This window comes from Mycobacterium sp. NGS27, from assembly GCF_059813005.1.
The window spans coordinates 359717-381170 of sequence record NZ_JCALDT010000003.1; the positions used below are offsets into that span (position 1 = coordinate 359717).

Genomic DNA, 21454 nt, shown 5'->3' on the forward strand with positions numbered 1-21454 from the left:
GCTTTACCCGGGCCGGTTACTTCTCCAGCGTGAACTGGTTGACGTCGGTGTAGCCCTCCCGAAACAGCTTGGCGCAGCCGGTGAGGTACTTCATGTAGCGGTCGTAGACCTCCTGGGACTGAATGGCCAGAGCCTGCTCGCGATTCGCCTCGAGCGCCTCGGCCCACAGGTCCAGCGTCCTGGCGTAGTGCAGCTGCAGCGACTGCACCCGGGTCAAGTCGAAGCCCACCGTGACCCCGTACTCGCCGACGGTCTGCGGGGTCGGCAGCCAGCCGCCGGGGAAGATCTCGGCCAGGATGAACTGCGAGAACTGGACAATCTCGTGCGTCAGTTTCATGCCCTTGGCCCGGGCATCTTTGAACGATGGCCGAACGATGGTGTGCAGCAACATCACTCCGCCGGGCGGCAGCGCCTCGTAGGCCATCTTGAAGAAGCGGCCGTAGCGCTGGCGGCCGAAGTGCTCGAACGCGCCGATCGACACGATGCGGTCCACCGGCTCGTGGAACTTCTCCCAGCCCTCCAGCAGCACCCGTCGGGTGCGGGGGGTGTCCATCTGGTCGAAGGACTTCTGCACGTGCTCGGCCTGGTTCTCCGAGAGCGTCAGGCCGATGACATTGACGTCATACTTCTCGATGGCTCGCCGCAGCGTGGCTCCCCAGCCGCAGCCGATGTCCAGCAGCGTCATCCCGGGCTCGAGCTTGAGCTTGCCCAGCGCCAGATCGATTTTCGCGATCTGCGCCTCCTCGAGCGTCATGTCATCACGCTCGAAGTACGCGCAGCTGTAGGTCTGGGTGGGATCCAGAAACAGCCGGAAAAAGTCGTCGGACAAGTCATAATGAGCTTGCACGTTTCCGAAATGCGGCGTGAGCTGCACAGACATGTCGATACGAGCCTTCCTATATTGGGGGGCAGGGGTTGGAGCCGAACGACGACCCCGCTGTTTTCCCCCGATACTCCTCTGCATGCTAGTCCCTGCGCCGGGCCGAGTCGCCCCGCAAGTCGCGTGCTCAGCCTCACACGGCACGGGTGCAATCCCCAAAACCCGCGGCGCGGCCGAAGCCAACTTCAGGGCCCGAACTCGCCCTGTCGCGGCGGCACGATCGGTGACGGATGGGGTTCGCCGCGGAACTTCTCCAGCGATCCGCCGACCTCGACGATTCCCTTGAGAGCGTTCCAGCTCAGCATGGTCAGGTAGTCGATCAACTCATCGCGGCTCATTCGCGGGTACGACATCCACGAGTGGGTGGCCAGCTGAACACCACCCACGATCAGGTACGCCCACGGCTCCACGCCACCGGTGTCCATCCCCGCGTGCTGCATGCGGCGGCGCATCAGCACCGCGAGCATGCGCGCGATGATGCGCTCGGAGTCGGCAATGACCTTGCTCTTGCTGGCCGAGCTGTTGGACATCACGAACCGGTACGGCTCGGGCTCGTTCGCGACGGTCTCGACGTACACGCGGATGACCTCGCGAGTCAGGTCGAAGCCGTCGAGCCCAGACGTCAGTGCCCCGGCCATGTTGGGGATCAGGGTGGTTTGGGTGAACCGCATCATCACGGCGGTCGTCAGGTCGTTCTTGTCGACGAAATAGCGGTACAGCACCGTCTTGGAGACCCCGATCTCGGCGGCGATCTCATCCATGCTCAGCGCGCCACCCAGCCGGCGAATCGCGTCGATCGTGCCGTCGACCAGCTCGTTACGACGATCCACTTTGTGCTGGTGCCAGCGCCGCTTGCGCCCATCCATCTTGGCGCTCACCGCTGTGATTTGCTCTGCCACAGTCGCCAAATTCCCATTCCCTAGACGCCCCTGATCTTACGGCGTGAGGGGGTCGGTTTCGTGCCGTGGCCGGGCGCGGGTGAGACCTCGCGAACAGTGTCGTCACACTAATCCGCGGGAAAGATAGATGATGGAGTGGTGGCACATCGAGCCTCGGTGAGAGAGGAAGCGTCGGGCCCGCCGGTGGCGAGGCCCGATTCACTGACGCCGGCGGCCGCGGCCCGCCCGCTTCGCGCGTCTTTCGCCGAGTCCTTCGCGGGCGCCGATCCCGAAGCCGACGCGCAGCGCCGCGTGGCGTTGCGCCGGATGAAGCTGGTGGCACTGAGCTTTCTGCTCGGTGCCACCGTCGTGTTCCTCGCCTGCCGGTGGGCCCAGGCGCATGTCAGTCTGGGGGCCTGGGTGGGGTATGTCGGCGCCGCCGCCGAGGCCGGCATGGTGGGCGCCCTGGCGGACTGGTTCGCCGTGACCGCGCTCTTCAGGCACCCGCTGGGCATTCCCATTCCGCACACCGCGATCATCAAACGCAAGAAAGACCAGCTCGGCGAGGGTCTGGGTACGTTCGTCCGGGAAAATTTCTTGTCGCCGGAGGTCGTCGAAACCAAGCTGCGCGACGCCCAGGTGTCCGGCAGGCTCGGCAAGTGGCTGTCGGAGTCCACCCACGCGGAGCGGGTGGCCAGCGAGACCGCCACGGTGCTGCGGGTGCTGGTCGAACTGCTGCGCGACGAGGACGTCCAGCAGGTGATCGACCGAATGATCGTGCGCCGGATCGCCGAACCGCAGTGGGGCCCACCGGTCGGACGAGTGCTGGCCACCCTGCTTGCCGAGCACCGGCAGGAGGCGCTGATCCAGTTGCTGGCCGATCGGGCCTTTCAGTGGTCGCTGAAGGCGGGCGAGGTCATCCAACGGGTGGTCGAGCGCGACTCGCCGACCTGGTCCCCACGCTTCGTCGACCATCTGGTCGGTGATCGTATCCATCGCGAACTGATGGACTTCACCGACAAGGTGCGCCGCAATCCGGACCACGAATTGCGCCGGTCGGCCACCCGCTTCCTGTTCGACTTCGCCGAGGACCTGCAGCACGACCCGGACACCATCGCGCGCGCCGACGCGATCAAGGAGCAGCTGATGGCGCGCGACGAGATCGCCAACGCCGCGGCGACGGCGTGGAAGACGCTGAAGCGGTTGGTGCTCGAGGGGGTGGACGATCCGTCCAGCGCGCTGCGCACCCGGATAGCGGACACCGTGGTCCGCATCGGGGAATCGCTGCGCGACGACGCCGACCTGCGCGACAAGGTCGACAATTGGCTGGTCCGGGCGGCCCAGCACCTGGTGTCGCAATATGGGGTGGAGATCACAGCCATCATCACCGACACGATCGAGCGCTGGGACGCCGAGGAGGCCAGCCGGCGCATCGAACTGCACGTTGGCCGTGACCTGCAATTCATCCGGATCAACGGGACCGTGGTCGGTTCGCTTGCGGGTCTGGTGATCTACGCCGTCGCGCAGTTGTTGATCTAGCGGAATTTCTAGCAGTGCTAACAAGTGCTTGCAATAGCAAGCACTTGTAGTAACCTGGGTCGCGTCACGACCAGTCAGCCGACCAGGAGCACGCCATGACGCCCGAGGAGAAGCTCTCCGCCAAGGTGTCCAACGCTGCCTCCGACATGGCCTCCGACATCGGGAGCTTCATCCGTACCCAGCGTGAACTCGCGCAGGTGTCGGTGCGCCAACTCGCCGAAAAGTCCGGGGTCAGCAATCCATATCTGAGCCAGGTGGAGCGCGGGTTGCGTAAGCCCTCCGCCGATGTCTTGAACCAGATCGCGAAGGCCCTTCGGGTCTCCGCCGAGGTTCTCTATGTGCGCGCCGGGATTCTCGAACCCAGTGACAAAAGTCAGGTACGGGACGCGATCGTCACTGACACTGCGATCACCGAGCGGCAAAAGCAAATCCTGCTCGACATCTATTCGTCGTTCACGCAGCAAAACGAATCGATCCAAGAGGAGTGTCCGACCGAATCCGACAGCGAGTGATCAGTCCGCCTCACCCGGCCTCGCAGCAGCTGAGCTGGGAGAACGTGCCGGAAGGCGGGCTTGTCACATCGCGGTCGCGAGTCGGTGATGTATAGACGACCGGCCGTCGGGGTTACCCCAACGGGGAACCTACCGGTTCACAGCCGATCGCTGGATGAACCGTCCCGGCACTGGCGGCCCCAGTTGCGAAGGAGACGTTTGCACCTACTTTCTCGACCAGACAGCTAACAACGCCAAATAACACCGATAGCGAAACACCTCATGAAAGGAAAGACCATGGCGGAAAACACCAACATCGAAGATTTGCGGGCGCCGCTGCTCGCAGCGCTGGGCGCGGCCGACCTGGCCCTGGCCACCGTCAACGACCTGATCGCCGGCCTGCGTGAGCGCGCCGAAGAGACCCGCGCCGAGACCCGCACCCGGGTCGAGGAGCGTCGCGCTCGCCTGACGAAGCTCCAGGAGGACCTGCCCGAGCAGTTCACCGAGCTGCGCGACAAGTTCACCACCGACGAGCTGCGCAAGGCCGCCGAGGGCTACCTGGAGGCGGCGACCACCCGCTACAACGAGCTGGTGGAGCGCGGCGAGGCGGCCCTGCAGCGGCTGCGTAGCCAGACCGCGTTCGAGGACGCGTCCGCTCGCGCCGAGGGCTACGTCGACCAGGCCGTCGAGCTGACGCAGGAGGCGCTCGGCACCGTCGCTTCGCAGACCCGCGCGGTCGGCGAGCGCGCCGCCAAGCTGGTTGGCATCGAGCTGCCGGGCAAGGCCGAAGCGGCCCCCAAGAAGGCCCAGAAGGCCGTCGCCAAGAAGGCCCCCGCCAAGAAGGCCCCGGCCAAGAAGGCTCCGGCTAAGAAGGCTCCGGCCAAGAAGGTCACCCAGAAGTAGCACCGGAAGTCCCACGACGTTCGGCTCCGAGTCGCCTCCGGGTGACTCGGAGTCGACGTTTTGGCGGGTGCCCGCATACCCTTAAGGCGTGAACCACCTCGTGGGAACCGTCATGTTGATCTTGCAGATCGCCGTTCTAGTGACGGCGATCTATGCGTTCGTGCATGCCGCGCTGCAACGACCCGACGCCTATACCGCCGCCGAGAAGCTGACCAAGCCGGTGTGGTTGCTGATCCTGGGCGGCGCTGTCGCCCTGACATCCATCTTGGGATTCGTTTTCGGCGTGCTGGGTATGGCGATCGCGGCCTGTGCCGCCGGGGTGTATCTGGTCGACGTCCGGCCCAAATTGCTTGAGATCCAGGGTAAGTCGCGCTAGCGGAATGAAGATCCTGCTGACGGCGCCGGTTGCGGTGCTCGTCGCCTTGTCGTGTCCGGCACCGCACGCCGCCGCCACGCCCGACCCGGGTAGCGGCGCGGCGAATCCGTCCGCCCCGGCCCCGCCCTACATCGACCACACCCGGTGGGCGCAGTGGCAGGGCAAACCCAGCCTGCGGGTCTTCCCGTCGCCGGCCGGCCGAACCGCCTCCAGAATCCCCGCGACCGCGGCTCTGGCCGACGAGGCCTGGGCCGAGGTGCTCGCCTTATCGCCGGACGCCGACACCCCGGGCATGCGCGCGCAGTTCCTGTGCCACTGGCAGTTCGCCGAACTCGCCCAGCCCGGCAAGATCAGCTGGAACCTCGAGCCGTGGCGGCCCGTCGTCGACGACACCGAGATGGTCGCCTCCGGCTGCAATCCCGGCGGTCCGGAAGAATCCTTCTGATGGCAGCCCGACCCAGCCGAGCGCAGTTGGCGGCGTTCGTCGACCACACGCTGCTCAAGCCCGAGGCAACCGAAGCCGACGTGGTGGCCCTGGTCGCCGAAGCGGCCGAACTGGGGGTCTACGCGGTGTGTGTCTCGCCCTCGATGGTCCCCGTCGCGGTGGGGGCGGGCACCGGCGTGCGGGTGGCCAGCGTGGCGGGCTTTCCGTCCGGCAAGCACCTCCCGGCGGTGAAGGCGCACGAAGCGGCCCTGGCCGTCGCCTCCGGTGCCTGCGAGATCGACATGGTCATCGATGTCGGGGCGGCTCTGGCCGGCGACATCGATGCGGTGCGCTCCGATGTCCATGCCGTGCGCAGCGCGATCGGCGGCACCGTGCTCAAGGTGATCGTGGAGTCGGCGGCGCTGCTGGCGCTGGCGGACGGGCCCACGCTGACCCGGGTATGCCGCGCCGCCGAAGACGCCGGCGCGGACTTCGTGAAGACATCAACCGGATTTCACCCGGCCGGCGGCGCATCCGTGCGCGCGGTGGCCCTGATGGCCGAGACGGTCGGTGGCCGCCTCGGGGTGAAGGCCAGCGGCGGAATCCGTACCGCCGCGGACGCGCTCGCGATGCTGGATGCCGGCGCCACCCGCCTGGGGCTGTCGGGAACGCGGGGCGTGCTCGACGGCCTGGGTTGAGCCGGACTGACGAAGCCGCTCGCCGTCAGAGGTTGGCGAAGCAGGGGTCGTTGTCGTTGCCGCCGTTCGGAATGCTGGCGTTCCTCGTCGAGAAGTGGCTCGTCACACCGGTATCGGTGACCTGCACGCTGTCGGCGTGGATGCCCAACGGGTAGTTCTTCGTCTGGTTCGAGGTGAACTCGTCGAGCGTCGACTGCACCGACTCCTTGGGCATGGTGAAACCGAGCGCGTTGAAATGCACGATCTGCAGCTGCAACCCGGTGCCCGAGACGACCGGCTTGGCCGTGATGTTGTCCAACATGCCCTTCAGTTCGACGGTGCCGTCGGCGGGATGGGTGGTGACGGTGTTGGTGACGAACGGGCCCAGAACCGGGATCGCGTCCTGCACCGACTGCTTGATGCCGTCACTGGTCCAGGTGATGGTCGCGTCCAGCGAGCCGATGGTGCCCTTCGAGTTGGCGCTGTCCTGGAGCCGGACGTCCTTGATGTTGATCGAGAGCTTCATGCCCTTGGCGTCGCGCAGGTTGTTGCCGGCCGTCTCCACCGAGATGTTCGTGTAGTGCTTGGTCGCCACTTGCCACAGCATCAAGGGGGTCACCCCGAAGGACGCGGTGGCCTGGTCCTTGACCTCGCAGGCCACCGCCTGGGCGATCTTGTTGTTTGCGGTGTGGCGCACGTACAGCTCCGCCCCGATGAGCGCGGCGATGATCAGCGCGAACACGATGACGAAGATCAGCAGGATGGAGACCGGGTCGCGTCCGAAGCGGCGCTTCTTCTTCCCTGGCGCCGCCTCATCGCCGGGCGCAGTGGTCAGCCGCTCCGTCTGGCCGGCGCCCGGGTTGGGCGGCGGCGGGTAGCCGGGCTGCTGCATGTTCGGCTGGGGCGTCCCGAATCGCTCGGTCCGCCCGGGCGGGGGACCCTGGGCGGGGGGCGGCGGCGGGGGCACGTGGCCGGGGCCTCCGGTGCTGATCCGCTCGGTCGGCCGCTCGGTGGGAGGCTGGCCGAAGGGTCCCTGGTGAGGGGGACGGGCCCACTTCGACGGGTCCGGGTTCGGTGGTCCTTGTGGGTTCGTCACCCGACCGATTCTGCCTTATCAACCTGAGTAAAGTCCGAGCGGTTGCGAAGGACCGCGATACTTTCGCGGGCCTCGGCGACCGCGCCGACGTCGATGTCGGCAAGCAGTAGCTGCGGTTGAGAGCCGGCCGACGCGACGACGTCGCCCAGCGGCGAGACGACCAGGCTGCCCCCGACGCCGGTCGGTGCCCCCGCCCCGGAGGGCTGGGTGTCAGCGGGATCGGCCTGCCCGGCGGCCGCGACGTAGCTCATCGAATCGAGTGCGCGGGCGCGAGCCAGCAGCGTCCACTGGTCGAGTTTGCCGGGACCCGCGCCCCAGGACGCGCACACCGCGATCACCTCGGCGCCGCGGCGGGCCAATTCGGTGTAGAGCGCCGGGAAACGAATGTCGTAGCAAACGGTCAGCCCCACCCGGACGCCGTCGACCGTGATCACCACCGGATCGTGTCCCGCCGCGACCGTGCGGGATTCGGTGAAGCCGAACGCGTCGTAGAGGTGGATCTTGTCGTAATGGGCGAAATCGTGCGGGCCGGCCGCGATCAGTGTGTTCTTCACCCGCCCGTCGCCCGACGGGGTGAACATGCCGGCGACGACGGTGATGCCGGAATCGGCCGCGATGCGGCGCACCCCGTCCGCCCAGGGCCCGTCGACCGGCTCGGCGACCGGGCCCAGCGGCACGCCGAAGCGGCACATGGTCGCCTCGGGGAACACCACCAGCGTCGCGCCCGCGTCGGCGGCCTGGCGGCTGTATTCGGCCACCAGCCGCAAGTTTGCCGGCGGGTCGGTGCCGCTGAGGATCTGCGCCAACGCGATTCGCATGAGCGCCAGCTTAGGCGCGGTGACCGTGCGGGCCGCCGCGGTCGAGATCTCAGGCCGTCTTGGCGATCCACTCCGTGGTGAAACGTTGTTCGGCGGCGACCAGTTGGGCCAGCCGGGTGCCGATGATGTTCTCCAACTTGCCGCCGATGATCGGCACGCGCACCTGGACCGTGGCGCGAAACGTCAGCCGGGCGCCGCCGGTCCGTTCGATGGGTTCCAAGACGGCGGTGCCGGCCAGCTGCACCGGCGCATCGACGATGGAACCCGCGACCGTCCCCGTCGCGGCGCCGCCGGTGACCGGCCCCCACGCCTCCTCGCGGCGGATGCGCAGGTCACCGCTGTGCAACTGCGTCACCATGCCCGGCAGCTTGTCGCTGCGGATCACCTGCAGGGTGACGACCTCGACGGTGTCCTCGTCGCCGACCCGCATCGATTCCAGCGTCGCGATGTCGACGCCCGACCCGGCCAGCCTGGCCCGCCAATAATTTTCGTCGGTGAAGGCGCGATGCACCTCGTCAACACTGCCGTCGTAGTCGGCCGACAAGTCGAATGAACGCGGCATAGCAGGTCAGGCTACCGTTACGGCCCATGAATTCCAGCGGAGCCGGTGCGGAGTTCGCCGGTGCGGCGGTGGCCGACGCGGCGCCACTGGCGCCGCTGACCACGCTGCGGGTCGGACCGACCGCCCGTCGCATGATCACCTGCGCCAGCAGCGAGCAGGTGATCGCCGCATTGCGGCGGCTGGACGCCGAAACCGCTGGCGCGCAACGCGATTCGGTGCTGGTGTTCGCCGGCGGTTCCAACCTGGTGATCTCCGACGACCTCACCGACCTGACCGCGGTGCGGCTGGCCAACGACGGCATCACCGTCGAGGGCAACGTGCTCCGCGCGCAGGCGGGCGCGGTGTGGGACGACGTCGTGGTCGCGGCCATCGAGCACGGACTCGGCGGGCTGGAATGCCTGTCCGGCATCCCCGGCTCGGCCGGGGCCACCCCGGTGCAGAACGTCGGGGCGTACGGCGCCGAAGTCTCCGACACGATCACCCGGGTCCGGGTGCTCGACCGCGGCAGCGGCGAGGTGCGCTGGGTGCCCAGCAGCGAGCTGGGCTTCGGCTACCGCACCAGCGTGTTCAAACGCGGCGGCGAGGGACTCGAAACCCGTTCTGTCGTACTGGAAGTGGAGTTCGAGCTGGATGCGTCGGGGCGCAGCGCGCCGTTGCGCTACGGCGAGCTGGCCGCCGCGCTGGACGTCGCCGGCGGCGAGCGCGCCGACCCGCAAGCCGTCCGCGACGCCGTGCTCGCCCTGCGTAGGCGCAAGGGCATGGTGCTCGACACGGCCGACCATGACACCTGGAGCGTGGGCTCGTTCTTCACCAACCCGGTGGTCGCCCCGGACGTCTACGAACGGCTGGCCGCGACGGTCGACGGCCCGATCCCGAACTACCCCGCGCCGGGCGGGGTCAAGCTGGCCGCCGGCTGGCTGGTGGAGCGGGCGGGCTTCGGCAAGGGCTATCCGCAGCCGGGTCCGGGCGACCCCGAAGCGCCCTGCCGGTTGAGCACCAAGCACGCTTTGGCTCTGACCAACCGCGGCGGCGCCGGCTCCGATGACGTGATTAGGCTGGCGCGGACCGTCCGCGACGGCGTCCAGCGTGTGTTTGGCATCACACTGGTTCCCGAACCCGTGCTGCTCGGCTGCAGGCTGTAGCCGCAAAATTCGTCGACGCGAGCCCGGGCCCGATTTGTGGTGGCCGGGCCGGCCGTTTTTCCCCGGTATCTTTGACTTTCGTGACCCCGTCCGACGCCCCGCGGCCGTTCAGCCGGCGTGCGGCTTTGGCGACCCTGGGACTGGGCGTGCTGGCCCCCAACGTGCTGGCCGCGTGCGGCGGCACGACCGCGACGCAAGCCGAGAAGAAAGAACAGCCGGCGCCGCAGCTCAAATACCAGCCGGCCAACGCGACCGACAACGTCGTGCCGATCGCCCCGGTCAGCGTCCAGGTCAGCGACGGCTGGTTCCAGCGCGTCACGCTGTCGAACTCGTCGGGCAAGGCCGTCGCGGGCGCCTTCAACCAAGACCGCACCGTCTACACGACCTCCGAGCCGTTGGGCTACGACCAGACCTACACCTGGACCGGCTCGGCCGTCGGGCACGACGGCAAGGCGGTCCCGGTGGCGGGCAAATTCACCACGGTGTCGCCCACCAAGAAGATCGGCGGGGCATTCCAGCTCGCCGACGGCCAGACCGTCGGGATCGCCGCGCCGATCATCATCCAGTTCGATGCGCCGATCAGCGACAAGGCGGCCGTCGAGAAGGCGCTCACCGTCACCACCAACCCGCCCGTCGAGGGCAGCTGGGCCTGGTTGCCCGATGAGGCGGCCGGCGCCAGGGCGCACTGGCGCACTCGCGAGTACTACCCGGCGGGCACCACCGTCAACGTCGAGGCCAAGCTCTACGGCCTGCCGTTCGGCGACAGCGCCTACGGCGCCGACGACATCTCGCTGAACATCCAGATCGGTCGCCGGCAGGTGGTCAAGGCCGAGGTTTCGTCGCACCGCATCCAGGTGATCCGCGACGAGGGCGTCATCATGGACTTTCCGTGCAGCTACGGCGAGGCCGACAAGGCGCGCAACGTCACCCGCAACGGCATCCACGTGGTCAGCGAGAAATACGCCGACTTCTACATGTCCAACCCGGCCGCCGGTTACAGCCACGTGCACGAACGCTGGGCGGTCCGGATCTCCAACAACGGCGAGTTCATCCACGCCAACCCGGCGAGCGCCGGCGCGCAGGGCAACACCAACGTCACCAACGGCTGCATCAACCTCTCGACGGGTGACGCCGAGCAGTACTTCCAGTCGGCGATCTACGGCGACCCCGTCGAGGTGACCGGCAGCACCATCCAGCTGTCCTACTCCGACGGCGACATCTGGGACTGGGCCGTGGACTGGGACACCTGGGTGGCCATGTCCGCGCTGCCGCCGCCGACGGCCCGCCCGCCGTCAACGCAGATCCCGGTCACCGCGCCGGTCACGCCGTCCAACGCGCCGACCCTGTCGGGCACTGGAACCACGTCGTCGACACCGGCCAGCACCGGGCCGGCTACCCCCGGCGGTTAAACCGCGAGGTCGTGGCCTGGTCGCGCGGCTTCATCACGATCAAGTCCAGATCGACGTGCGGCGGACGCGACGCGACGAACCCGATCACCTCGGCCACGTCCTCGGCCACCAGCGGCGTGATGCCCGTGTAGACGGAGTCCGCGCGTTGTTGGTCGCCGTCGAAGCGGACTAACGAGAATTCGGTTTCGACCGCGCCCGGGGCGATCTCGGTCAGGCGCACCGGCTTGCCCAACAGCTCGCCGCGCAGCGTGCGGTGCAGCGCCCCCTGGGCGTGTTTGGCCGCGGTGTATCCGGCGCCGCCGTCGTAAACCTCAAGTGCCGCAACGGAGGTGACGGTGACGATCAGCCCGTCGCCGGATTCGATCAGCTTGGGCAGCAACGCTCGGGTGACGCGCAGCGTGCCGATCACGTTGGTCTCCCACATCCACTGCCAGTGCTCGAGGTCCGCATCGGCGACCGGCGCCAGCCCCCGGGCGCCGCCGGCGTTGTTGACCAGCACATCGACCCGATCCAGTTTGCTCGCCAATGTTTCGATCGCCGCCTCTTGTGTGACATCGGCCACAACGGCGGTGCCCCCGATTTCACTGGCCAGAGCCTCGATCCGGTCCGCCCGGCGCGCCACTGCGACGACATGAAAGCCCTGCGCAGCCAGGTTTCGGGCGGTAGCTGCGCCGATCCCCGAGCTGGCACCGGTGATTACTGCGACTCGCTTATTCCTGCCAGTTTTAACCATCGAAACAACCTTAATGAACGTGCTAGATTTTGCGTGTGCTCCTCAGCGCCCTGTCCAACACCACGACCACCGCGTGTCTTTGCGCGGCGGGTGCGTGTTGTTGCTGCGCACTTTGCCGCTCCTGACCTCAGCCAGGTGTGGCCAAGACGGCCAGCAAAATTCGGACAAAAGGACGCTCGTGCGCACCAATACCCTCACCCATACCCATCATTCGCCCGGTCGTGCCGTCGGGCACCTGCCCGGTCAAAAGGGCCACCGCTCGGTGCGCCGGCAGATCGTGCCGCCGGCGCTCAACATCCCCGACTCGGCGGCGGCCTCCGTCTTCCGGGCGGTCCGGCTGCGGGGCCCCGTCGGCCGTGACGTCATCGCCGGCGTCACCTCGCTGAGCATCGCCACGGTCAACCGTCAGGTCATCGCGCTGCTGGAGGCGGGCCTGCTGCGCGAGCGCGCCGACCTGGCCGTCTCCGGCGCGATCGGCCGCCCCCGCGTGCCGGTCGAGGTCAACCACGAGCCGTTCGTCACCCTCGGCATCCACATCGGGGCACGGACGACCAGCATCGTGGCCACCGACCTGTTCGGCCGGACCCTCGACACCGTCGAAACCCCGACGCCGCGCAACCCGGCCGGCCCCGCGCTGGCGACGCTGGCCGACAGCGCCCGCCGCTACCTGCGGCGTTGGCACCGCCGCCGGCCGCTGTGGGTGGGGGTCGCCATCGGCGGCACCGTCGACAGCGCCACCGGCCAGGTGGACCACCCGCGGCTGGGCTGGCGCCAGGCGCCGGTCGGACCGGTGCTGGCCGACGCGTTGGGCCTGCCGGTCTCGGTGGCCTCGCACGTCGATGCGATGGCGGGCGCCGAGCTGCTGCTGGGCATGCGGCGCTTCCTGCCCAGCTCGCCGACCAGCTTGTACGTCTACGCCCGCGAGACGGTGGGCTATGCGCTGGTGATCGGCGGCCGGGTGCACGTTCCGGCCAGCGGCCCGGGCACCATCGCCACGCTTCCGGCCCACTCGGAGCTGCTCGGCGGCACCGGCCAACTGGAGTCCACCGTCAGCGACGAGGCCGTCGTGGCCATCGCGCGCCAGCTGCGCATCCTGCCCTTCGCCCCGGCGAACCGCCCCAACGGCTCCGCCACCGGCATCTCCGATCTGCTGCGCGTGGCGCGGGCCGGCAACCAGCAGGCCAAGGATCTGCTCGCCGAGCGGGGCCGCGTGCTCGGCGAGGCGGTGGCGCTGCTGCGCGACATGCTCAACCCCGACGAGCTGGTGGTCGGCGGCCAGGCATTCACCGAGTACCCCGAGGCGATGCAGCAGGTGGAGGCGGCCTTCGCCGAGCGCTCCGTGCTGGGGCCCCGCGACATCCGCCTCACCGCCTTCGGCAACCGGGTGCAGGAGGCCGGCGCGGGCACCGTCTCGCTGTCCGGGCTGTACGCGGACCCGCTGGGCGCGATGCGGCGCGCCGGGGCGCTGGATGCCCGGGTGCACGACGTGGCCCGCGACGAGTCGTCCGCCTGACGCGAGTCCTTGTCCAGCGCGCCTGGGCTGGCCCGCGAACCATCCTGTAAAGATGACAGGGTGCGGCACGATGACGTTTTCCGGCTGAATGAACCGCGCCGGGTCGCAGTGTTGGCGGTTCACACCTCACCACTGGCCCAGCCCGGCACCGGCGACGCGGGCGGGATGAACGTCTATGTGCTGCAGACCGCGCTGCACCTGGCGCGGCGGGGCATCGAGGTGGAGATCTTCACGCGCGCGACCGCGTCCGCCGACCCTCCGGTCGAGCGGGTGGCGCCCGGGGTGCTGGTCCGCAACGTCGTGGCCGGCCCGTTCGAAGGGCTGGACAAATACGACCTGCCCACCCAGCTGTGCGCGTTCGCTGCCGGGGTGTTGCGCGCCGAGGCATCGCACGAGCCCGGCTACTACGACATCGTGCACTCGCATTACTGGCTGTCCGGGCAGGTCGGTTGGCTGGCGCGCGATCGCTGGGCGGTGCCGTTGGTGCACACCGCGCACACGCTCGCCGCGGTCAAGAACGCGGCGCTGGCGCAGGGCGATTCTCCTGAACCGCCGCTGCGCACGGTCGGCGAGCAACAGGTGGTCGACGAGGCGGACCGGTTGATCGTCAACACCGATGACGAAGCCAACCAACTGATCTCGATCCACCACGCCGACCCGGCGAGGATCGACGTCGTCCATCCCGGGGTGGATCTCGACGTGTTCCGTCCCGGCGACCGCGGGGCCGCCCGGGCCGCACTGGGACTTCCGCCCGATGGCGACATCGTGGCGTTCGTCGGCCGCATCCAGCCCCTCAAGGCGCCCGACATCGTGCTGCGCGCCGCCGCGAAACTGCCCGGCGTGCGCATCGTCGTGGCCGGCGGGCCCTCTGGCAGCGGCCTGGCGTCCCCGGACGGATTGGCCCGGCTGGCCGACGATCTCGGTATCGCCGAGCGGGTGACATTCCTGCCCCCGCAGTCGCGCCCGAACCTGGCCACGCTGTTCCAGGCCGCCAATGTGGTTGCGGTGCCCAGCTATTCGGAGTCTTTCGGTTTGGTGGCCCTCGAGGCGCAGGCGTGTGGGACGCCGGTCGCGGCGGCCGCGGTCGGCGGGCTGCCGGTGGCCGTGCGGGACGGGGTGACCGGAACCCTGGTGGCCGGCCACGACGTCGAACAGTGGGCGGATGCCCTGGGCCGGTTGCTGCGGTTGCCCGCTGCGCAAGCCGGCGCGATGGCCCGCGCGGCCACCGCGCATGCCGCCACGTTCTCCTGGGACCACACCACCGACGCGTTGCTGTCCAGCTATCGGCGCGCCATTCGCGAATACACCGCAGAGCGTCGCGGGGTGGGCGCATGACGTCCACCGTGGAGCGCGTCATCGAGGATGCCCTGCAGGCCAGTGGGCTGAACTACTCGAAACACCCTGGCGCACATGGCGGTTTGTCGGGGCTGGTGGTCGAACTCCCCGGCGAGCGCAAGCTCAAGACCAACACCATCTTGAGCGTCGGCGAGCATTCGGTGCGCGTCGAGGCGTTCGTGTGCCGCAAGCCCGACGAGAACCACGAAGGCGTCTATCGCTTCCTGCTGAAGCGCAATCGCCGCCTCTACGGCGTGGCCTACACGCTGGACAACGTCGGCGACATCTATCTGGTGGGCCGCATGTCGCTGGCTTCGGTGGACGCCGACGAACTCGACAGAGTGCTCGGGCAGGTGCTCGAAGCGGTGGATTCGGACTTCAATACGTTGCTGGAGTTGGGTTTTCGTTCGTCGATCCAGAAAGAGTGGGAGTGGCGGGTGTCTCGCGGTGAGTCGCTGAAGAACCTGCAGGCCTTCGCCCACCTGATCGACGAAGACGACGATGCAGTGGGGGATCCCCCAGCCGCGGAGCGGCGAGGGGGACGCGAAGCGCGATGAGGAGGAGTCGAGCATCGCGGCACGACGACGACGCCGACGACCGCTGAGTGAGTGCGTGAGAGACTGGCCGGCATGGGTGAAACCGCCACGCTGGTACTGCTTCGCCATGGCGAAAGCGAATGGAACTCGCTGAACCTCTTCACCGGTTGGGTCGATGTCGGCCTCACCGACAAGGGCCGGACCGAAGCCGTGCGCAGCGGTGAGCTGCTGACCGAGAACAACCTGCTGCCCGACATCCTCTACACCTCGCTGCTGCGCCGGGCCATCTCCACCGCGCACCTGGCGCTGGACGCCGCCGACCGGCTGTGGATCCCGGTGCGGCGCACTTGGCGGCTCAACGAACGCCACTACGGGGCGTTGCAGGGGCTGGACAAGGCCGAGACCAAGGCCCGCTACGGCGACGAGCAGTTCATGGCCTGGCGGCGCAGCTATGACACGCCGCCCCCGCCCATCGAGCGGGGCAGCACCTACAGTCAGGACGCCGATCCCCGGTACGCTGACATCGGCGGCGGCCCGCTCACCGAGTGCCTGGCCGACGTGGTCGTGCGCTTCCTGCCGTATTTCACCGACGTCATCGTCCCGGACCTGCGCAGCGGCAAGACGGTGCTGATCGTGGCGCACGGCAACTCGCTACGGGCCCTGGTCAAGCACCTCGACCAGGTGTCCGACGACGAGATCGCCGGATTGAACATCCCGACCGGCATCCCGCTGCGCTACGACCTGGACGCTGACCTGCGGCCGGTGGTGCCCGGCGGCACCTATCTGGACCCGGAGGCCGCCGCCGCCGGGGCCGCCGCGGTTGCCAGCCAGGGCCGCGGCTGACGCCGGCGCGCCCACGCCGTTTCGCGAGATGAAGGGCATTTAGCCAAACATCGCGTGAACGGGAGCGAAACACCTGTTGCGCAAGGTGTGACTTGTCCGATTTTGGCCTCGTTGCGCTAGGGCAGCGTTCAGGAAGATTTGTAGGATTTGCTATGTGACTGTGTTCTCGGCGCTGTTGCTGGCCGGGGTTTTGTCCGCGCTGGCGCTGGCCGCAGGTGTACTGGTCGGGACCCGGCTGTCACCGCGGGCGGTGCAGCGCCGCCAGCGCGTCGAATGGACCGGGATCACCGTCGCACAGATGCTGCAACGCATCGTGGCGCTGATGCCGCTGGGCGCGGCGGTGGTGGACGCGCATCGCGACGTCGTCTACCTCAACGACCGGGCCATGGAGCTGGGCCTGGTGCGCGACCGTCAGCTCGATGACCAGGCCTGGGAGGCCGCACAGCAGGCCCTGACCGGCGTCGACGTCGAATTCGACCTGCGGCCGGCGAAACGGGCGGGTGGCCGCTCCGGGCTCTCGGTGCACGGGCAGGCCCGTTTGCTCAGCGAAGAAGACCGCCGGTTCGCCATCGTGTTCGCCCACGACCAGTCCGACTACGCGCGGATGGAAGCGACCAGGCGCGACTTCGTGGCCAACGTCAGCCACGAGCTCAAGACCCCGGTGGGTGCCATGGCGCTGCTCGCCGAGGCCCTGCTGGCCTCGTCCGACGACTCCGAGACCGTCCGGCGGTTCGCCGAAAAGGTGCTCGTCGAGGCCAACCGGCTGGGGGACATGGTCGCCGAGCTGATCGAGCTGTCCCGGCTACAGGGAGCCGAACGGCTGCCCAACGTCATCGAGGTCGACGTCGACAAGGTTGTGGGAGAAGCGATTTCGCGCCACAAGGTGGGGGCCGACAACGCCGATATCGAGGTGCGCACCGACGCGCCCAGCGGTCTGCGGGTGCTGGGCGACGAGACGCTGCTGGTCACCGCCCTGGCCAACCTGGTATCCAACGCCATCGCCTATTCGCCGCCGGGTTCGCCGGTGTCGATCAGTCGCCGTCGCCGCGGCGACAACATCGAGATCGCGGTGACCGACCGCGGCATCGGGATAGCCCTGGAAGACCAGGAGCGGGTTTTCGAGCGGTTCTTCCGCGGGGACAAGGCGCGCTCGCGCGCCACCGGCGGCAGCGGGTTGGGCCTGGCCATCGTCAAGCACGTCGCGGCCAATCACAACGGCAGCATCGGCGTGTGGAGCAAGCCCGGAACCGGATCGACATTCACCCTTTCCATCCCGGCGGCCGTGGCGTCTCATCCAGACGAGGGCGAATCCGAGCAGTCGCAGGGCCGCGACGTGCGGCCCAACCGCTCACAACGAGAGGAAGAACTAAGTCGATGACCCGCGCGTATGACGATGCAGAACGCAGCGATGAGGAGGAATCGCGCCGATGACCAGTGTGCTGATCGTGGAGGACGAGGAGTCGCTGGCCGATCCGCTGGCGTTCCTGCTCCGCAAGGAGGGTTTCGAGGCCACCGTGGTGACCGACGGCACGGCCGCGCTGGCCGAATTCGATCGGGGCGGCGCCGACATCGTGCTGCTCGACCTGATGCTGCCGGGAATGTCGGGCACCGACGTCTGCAAGCAGCTGCGTGCGCGCTCGAGCGTGCCGGTGATCATGGTGACCGCCCGGGACAGCGAGATCGACAAGGTGGTCGGCCTCGAACTCGGTGCCGATGACTACGTGACCAAGCCGTATTCCGCGCGCGAGTTGATCGCCCGGATCCGAGCGGTGTTGCGCCGCGGCGGTGACGACGATTCCGAGATCAGCGACGGCGTGCTCGAATCCGGTCCCGTGCGGATGGATGTCGAACGCCACGTAGTTTCGGTCAACGGCGACACGATCACGTTGCCGCTCAAGGAGTTTGATCTCCTCGAATATCTGATGCGCAACAGCGGGCGGGTGCTGACCCGCGGGCAGTTGATCGACCGGGTGTGGGGCGCCGACTACGTCGGCGACACCAAGACGCTCGACGTCCACGTCAAGCGCCTGCGGTCCAAGATCGAGGCCGACCCGGCCAACCCGGTGCACCTGGTGACGGTGCGCGGGCTGGGCTACAAGCTCGAGGGCTAGCCGCACGCTCAGCGGGCGGCGCCGACGATGTGGTCGGCGACGCCCAGGGCCAGCGCCATGATCGACAGCTGCGGATTCACTTCCGGGCAGCTGGGCAGGATCGACGCGTCGGCCACCCACACACCGCGCACGCCGCGCAGCCGACCCGTCGCGTCGACCGGACACAACTGCTCGTCGGCGCCCGCCGCCACGGTGCCGGTCGGATGAAACGCCGCGACGTGCAGGCTTCTCGGGTCGGCGCGCTGCAGCGCATCCCGCAGTGCGGGCAGCGACGTCACCGTCGTCGCATGCGGCAGGCCGGTGAGGACCTCGACGGCTCCCGCGGCGAACAGCAATCGCCCCATGGCCTCCATCGCCGTCACCAGCTTGGCGGCGTCGCCCCTGTCGATCGGGTAGCGCATCACCGTCTGGCCGCGGACCGACGACACCGAGCCGACGCCACGGTCGGCCACCATGGCCCCTAGCGTGGCGACCTGCGGCGCCCGGTCGAGCCAGCCGAGTAGCTCGGCGCCGTAGCCCGGAAAGACCATTGACCCCATCCCCGGCGGGGTGGACGTGGCCTCGATGAGCACACCCTGGGACTCGTGCAGCTCGTGGACGGCGGCGCTTTGCAGCACGCCGTGCCAGGCGACGACGTCCGAGTCGAAGCGCCCGGCGAGCACCGTCGCCGGATGCACCGCCAGATTGCGGCCGACCCGCGGGTGGTCGCCGAACCCGCTGCGCCGCAGCAGGTTCGGTGACTCTGTCGCGCCCGCGGCGACGACGACCGTGTCGGCCAGGATGTCCAGTGCGGTGCCGTCGACCCGGCGCCCGCGCACCCCATAGGCACGCCCGCGCCGGTGCAGTACCCGTTCCACGCGGGCGTGCGAGACGATCCGGGCGCCCGCCGCGCAGGCCTGCGGCAGCGCGTTGAGGTGCACCCCGTACTTGGCGTTGCGTGGGCACCCGATTGCGCACTGGCAACAGCCCGCACAGCCTGGAGCGTTACGCGGGATCGGCGCCGCCTGCCAGTCCAGCGTCGCGGCGGCGTCCAGCAGCAGGCGCCCGTTGCGGCCCATGATGTCCATCGGCACGGGCGCGACCCGCAGCGTGCGTTCGACCTCGTCGAGGTGGTTCGTCAGCCGGTCGTGGTCGGCCAGGCCGAGACCGAACACGTCGCGCCAGCGCCGGGCGACGGCGGGCGGCGGCCGGTAGCAGGTGCCGGAGTTCACGACGGTGGTGCCGCCGACCGCGCGGCCGATCGGCAGCACCACCGACGGGCGTCCCAGCGCGACGGTGGCCCCGCCGCCGCGGTAAAGCCCGGCGTAACGGTCGATCGGGTGGGTGCCGCGGAATTCTTCGACCGTCCAGCGGCGTCCCTCCTCGACTACGACGGTGTCAAGGCCCGCCCGCGCCAGGGTGCGGGCCACCATCGCGCCGCCGGCGCCCGAGCCGACGACCACGGCGTCGGCGGTGACGACCGACGGGCAGTCGGCCGAGGAGATGACGGTCAGATCCGGATCGGGGCGCGCCACGTCGTGCTCGCGGGCGCGGGCGAACAGTTCGGGCGCATAGGTGTCGGCACCGTTTGCGAGCAACACGATCGCCTTGAGCGCCTCGAGGGCGGCACCGGCCTCCGGGCTGAGCGAAGCCACTCGGCGCAACAACCGTTCCCGGCCGCCGGGGCCGAGCCGCGACAGTGGCCGGCCGGTGGTGAGATAGCTTGCGGCACTGACTGATGCGAATCCGGCGCGCACTCCCAGCCTCGATGTCGCCGGGAGCTGGGTGAGGTATCGCTCGATGCGCTCAGCCAGCTCCGCCGCTGGCGGGCCGCCGTGTTCCTCGGGCAGCAGCGCGGTGCCGAACGACGCGGCTGCCCGCTCGGCCGCGCGGCTCATGCCAGCAATCCGAACCGGCGGCCGATCTTGATGAAGAGCGGATAGGTCGCGAAGATGGCGGCCGCCGCCGCGTGCAGGGGCCAACCCGCTTTCGCGGTGTCGACCCCGAAAACCCCGCTGTTCCACATGAAGTCGCGCCCGTTGCGCGCGCGGAACGGGCGCCACAGCAGTCCGAGGCCGGGCACGTCGTGGTAGAGGCCGAACGACCCGCCGAAGAAGACGCCAAGGACCGCGGCCTCGGCGACGTCTCGCCGGTCCGGCGGCACGTGCCGCTCGATGAGCGCGCCGCTGGCCATCAGCAGCGGCGGGTCGAGTAGGAAGCTCATGTCGGGATCCTTTCGTTGATGTCGGGCGCCTCGACGCCGCGCAGGCCTACCTCGGCATGTCCGAGCACCGACCAACGGCGGTCGTCGATGTCGACGTGAATGTCGGCCTGTTCGGTGTTCGTGCAGACGGCGGCGCCGCCGTCGGGGTCGGTGTAGCCCAGGGACACGCAGCGGTCCGGCGGCTGGTCGACCCGGATGAGCACCCGGCGAGCGCCTATGCGTCCTTCCAGCTGCCAGTGCCTGGGGCCGAGCGTTGTCCGCATCCGCAGCGACGGCAAAGCGCGTGCGGGCCAGTCCTTTCCGTCGATGCGGAACCGCACGAAAGCCAGCGGGGCGAGCCTGCGCAGGCCCGGCTTGTGTGACACGGCGGTGACCACCTCGAGGACGTCGCCGCCACCGAGGTCGGCGTGGATCCACCCCCAGCGCTGGGCGTTGCGGTGCCCGTAGATGTGGGCAACGGCGCCGCGCCAGCCGTCGATGCGTGCCGCGGCGTCTGCGACGGTCAGCGAGCCGGCGAAGTCGGCGGCGGGGGCGAGGACGACCTGGGCGCCGGGCAGCAGCTCGCGCTCCCAGGCCGGGCGCGGAAACGTCCACAGCGGGCGCGCGGTGTCCGTCCAGGACAGGTCCCAGGCCAGCGATCCGGCGCGGCCGCAGAGCCGGCCGTCGGCCACCTGCACGCCGTCGGCGTCGAACCATCGGGGGCCGGTCGCGGGCTGGGTGTGCTCGGGGCCGAATCGCTCGGTGCGGGGTGGGCCGTCGGGAGGGAACCAGGTGATCCAGCCGTGCGCGTAGGCGGCGCCCTGCTGCGGCGCCACGGTCTCGCAATGGACCCACAAGCCCGCACGCGTCCGTGGGTCGGAGAGCGTGGCGTACCAGACCTCGAGGCGCCCTGGCTTGCCGCGCCAGCGTGGGGCCGCGGCCGAACGCTGTTCGTCATCCATAACTTGCTCCCGTCGCCGACGCAGTCCACTATATTGGTTGAGCC

General features: G+C 69.0%; 23 protein-coding genes. 14 read left to right on the forward strand and 9 right to left on the reverse strand.

Annotation, left to right across the window (positions count from 1 at the left end):
* Positions 1 to 16: 16 nt before the first annotated feature.
* Positions 17 to 880 carry a cyclopropane mycolic acid synthase PcaA gene (gene pcaA / locus AC5Y30_RS10220; RefSeq protein WP_499918007.1) on the reverse strand — a complete coding sequence of 288 codons (864 nt, stop codon included), beginning with the start codon at positions 878 to 880 and terminating at the stop codon, positions 17 to 19.
* A 185-nt stretch (positions 881 to 1065) separates the two neighbouring features.
* Positions 1066 to 1779 (reverse strand): TetR/AcrR family transcriptional regulator, encoded by a 714-nt coding sequence (locus tag AC5Y30_RS10225; RefSeq protein WP_499918009.1) that lies wholly within the window; start codon positions 1777 to 1779, stop codon positions 1066 to 1068.
* A gap of 135 nt (positions 1780 to 1914) precedes the next feature.
* On the opposite strand from AC5Y30_RS10225, the gene AC5Y30_RS10230 reads away from it, so the two are divergent.
* From AC5Y30_RS10230 to deoC, 6 genes are all read left to right on the forward strand, one after another.
* Positions 1915 to 3297, forward strand: a complete 1383-nt coding sequence (locus tag AC5Y30_RS10230) for a DUF445 domain-containing protein (RefSeq protein ID WP_499918010.1) — start codon at positions 1915 to 1917, stop codon at positions 3295 to 3297.
* A 95-nt stretch (positions 3298 to 3392) separates the two neighbouring features.
* Positions 3393 to 3809, forward strand: a complete 417-nt coding sequence (locus AC5Y30_RS10235) for a helix-turn-helix domain-containing protein (RefSeq protein ID WP_499918011.1) — start codon at positions 3393 to 3395, stop codon at positions 3807 to 3809.
* A gap of 276 nt (positions 3810 to 4085) precedes the next feature.
* Positions 4086 to 4691, forward strand: coding sequence for a heparin-binding hemagglutinin HbhA (gene hbhA, locus AC5Y30_RS10240; protein WP_499918012.1), 606 nt, complete (start codon positions 4086 to 4088; stop codon positions 4689 to 4691).
* A gap of 88 nt (positions 4692 to 4779) precedes the next feature.
* Entirely contained in the window at positions 4780 to 5067 is a 288-nt protein-coding gene (locus tag AC5Y30_RS10245; RefSeq protein ID WP_067122766.1) for a DUF2516 family protein, read from the forward strand.
* Positions 5068 to 5071: 4 nt separating this feature from the next.
* Positions 5072 to 5512: a DUF2599 domain-containing protein gene (locus AC5Y30_RS10250; protein WP_499918013.1), complete on the forward strand. Its 441-nt coding sequence runs from the start codon at positions 5072 to 5074 to the stop codon at positions 5510 to 5512.
* A complete protein-coding gene (gene deoC / locus AC5Y30_RS10255) occupies positions 5512 to 6189 on the forward strand; it encodes a deoxyribose-phosphate aldolase (protein WP_499918014.1) in 678 nt (225 codons plus the stop codon). Before AC5Y30_RS10250 ends, deoC begins: the two co-directional genes overlap by 1 nt.
* Positions 6190 to 6214: 25 nt before the next feature.
* Here the strand turns inward: deoC and AC5Y30_RS10260 are convergent, their stop codons facing one another.
* The 3 genes from AC5Y30_RS10260 to AC5Y30_RS10270 are packed head-to-tail and all read right to left on the reverse strand — an operon-like array spanning position 6215 to position 8644.
* Positions 6215 to 7264 carry an LmeA family phospholipid-binding protein gene (locus AC5Y30_RS10260; protein WP_499918015.1) on the reverse strand — a complete coding sequence of 350 codons (1050 nt, stop codon included), beginning with the start codon at positions 7262 to 7264 and terminating at the stop codon, positions 6215 to 6217.
* Complete coding sequence (locus AC5Y30_RS10265) at positions 7261 to 8082, reverse strand: carbon-nitrogen hydrolase family protein (RefSeq protein ID WP_499918017.1); 822 nt, start codon at positions 8080 to 8082, stop codon at positions 7261 to 7263. Before AC5Y30_RS10265 ends, AC5Y30_RS10260 begins: the two co-directional genes overlap by 4 nt.
* Before the next feature lie 49 nt (positions 8083 to 8131).
* Positions 8132 to 8644 (reverse strand): DUF2505 domain-containing protein, encoded by a 513-nt coding sequence (locus AC5Y30_RS10270; RefSeq protein ID WP_499918018.1) that lies wholly within the window; start codon positions 8642 to 8644, stop codon positions 8132 to 8134.
* A 26-nt stretch (positions 8645 to 8670) separates the two neighbouring features.
* Between AC5Y30_RS10270 and AC5Y30_RS10275 the strand changes: the two genes are divergently transcribed.
* Together AC5Y30_RS10275 and AC5Y30_RS10280 are read left to right on the forward strand one after the other, a co-directional pair.
* A complete protein-coding gene (locus tag AC5Y30_RS10275) occupies positions 8671 to 9786 on the forward strand; it encodes a UDP-N-acetylmuramate dehydrogenase (protein WP_499918020.1) in 1116 nt (371 codons plus the stop codon).
* 32 nt (positions 9787 to 9818) lie between these two features.
* Complete coding sequence (locus AC5Y30_RS10280; protein ID WP_499918248.1) at positions 9819 to 11195, forward strand: L,D-transpeptidase; 1377 nt, start codon at positions 9819 to 9821, stop codon at positions 11193 to 11195.
* Here AC5Y30_RS10280 and AC5Y30_RS10285 read toward each other — a convergent pair.
* A complete protein-coding gene (locus tag AC5Y30_RS10285) occupies positions 11179 to 11928 on the reverse strand; it encodes an SDR family NAD(P)-dependent oxidoreductase (RefSeq protein ID WP_499918022.1) in 750 nt (249 codons plus the stop codon). The genes AC5Y30_RS10280 and AC5Y30_RS10285 overlap by 17 nt on opposite strands.
* 235 nt (positions 11929 to 12163) lie before the next feature.
* On the opposite strand from AC5Y30_RS10285, the gene AC5Y30_RS10290 reads away from it, so the two are divergent.
* The 6 genes from AC5Y30_RS10290 (at position 12164) to regX (ending at position 18266) form a co-directional block, all read left to right on the forward strand.
* Positions 12164 to 13441, forward strand: a complete 1278-nt coding sequence (locus AC5Y30_RS10290) for an ROK family protein (RefSeq protein ID WP_499918249.1) — start codon at positions 12164 to 12166, stop codon at positions 13439 to 13441.
* 60 nt (positions 13442 to 13501) lie between these two features.
* Positions 13502 to 14776 carry a D-inositol-3-phosphate glycosyltransferase gene (gene mshA / locus AC5Y30_RS10295; RefSeq protein WP_499918026.1) on the forward strand — a complete coding sequence of 425 codons (1275 nt, stop codon included), beginning with the start codon at positions 13502 to 13504 and terminating at the stop codon, positions 14774 to 14776.
* Positions 14773 to 15333, forward strand: a complete 561-nt coding sequence (locus AC5Y30_RS10300) for a type III secretion system chaperone family protein (RefSeq protein ID WP_499918029.1) — start codon at positions 14773 to 14775, stop codon at positions 15331 to 15333. The genes mshA and AC5Y30_RS10300 overlap by 4 nt, the downstream gene beginning before the upstream one ends.
* A 72-nt stretch (positions 15334 to 15405) precedes the next feature.
* Positions 15406 to 16155: a phosphoglyceromutase gene (locus tag AC5Y30_RS10305; RefSeq protein ID WP_499918032.1), complete on the forward strand. Its 750-nt coding sequence runs from the start codon at positions 15406 to 15408 to the stop codon at positions 16153 to 16155.
* A gap of 154 nt (positions 16156 to 16309) precedes the next feature.
* Positions 16310 to 17533 carry a sensor histidine kinase gene (locus AC5Y30_RS10310; RefSeq protein WP_499918033.1) on the forward strand — a complete coding sequence of 408 codons (1224 nt, stop codon included), beginning with the start codon at positions 16310 to 16312 and terminating at the stop codon, positions 17531 to 17533.
* A 49-nt stretch (positions 17534 to 17582) separates the two neighbouring features.
* Positions 17583 to 18266 carry a two-component sensory transduction protein RegX gene (regX, locus tag AC5Y30_RS10315; RefSeq protein WP_499918034.1) on the forward strand — a complete coding sequence of 228 codons (684 nt, stop codon included), beginning with the start codon at positions 17583 to 17585 and terminating at the stop codon, positions 18264 to 18266.
* A gap of 8 nt (positions 18267 to 18274) precedes the next feature.
* Here the strand turns inward: regX and AC5Y30_RS10320 are convergent, their stop codons facing one another.
* Genes AC5Y30_RS10320 through AC5Y30_RS10330 form a run of 3 tightly spaced genes read right to left on the reverse strand, consistent with a single transcriptional unit; the run spans position 18275 to position 21410 of the window.
* On the reverse strand, positions 18275 to 20143 hold the full coding sequence (locus AC5Y30_RS10320; protein ID WP_499918035.1) for a GMC family oxidoreductase: 1869 nt from the start codon (positions 20141 to 20143) through the stop codon (positions 18275 to 18277).
* Positions 20140 to 20469 carry a hypothetical protein gene (locus tag AC5Y30_RS10325; protein WP_499918036.1) on the reverse strand — a complete coding sequence of 110 codons (330 nt, stop codon included), beginning with the start codon at positions 20467 to 20469 and terminating at the stop codon, positions 20140 to 20142. Before AC5Y30_RS10325 ends, AC5Y30_RS10320 begins: the two co-directional genes overlap by 4 nt.
* Complete coding sequence (locus tag AC5Y30_RS10330; protein WP_499918037.1) at positions 20466 to 21410, reverse strand: tocopherol cyclase family protein; 945 nt, start codon at positions 21408 to 21410, stop codon at positions 20466 to 20468. The genes AC5Y30_RS10325 and AC5Y30_RS10330 overlap by 4 nt, the downstream gene beginning before the upstream one ends.
* Positions 21411 to 21454: the final 44 nt, after the last annotated feature.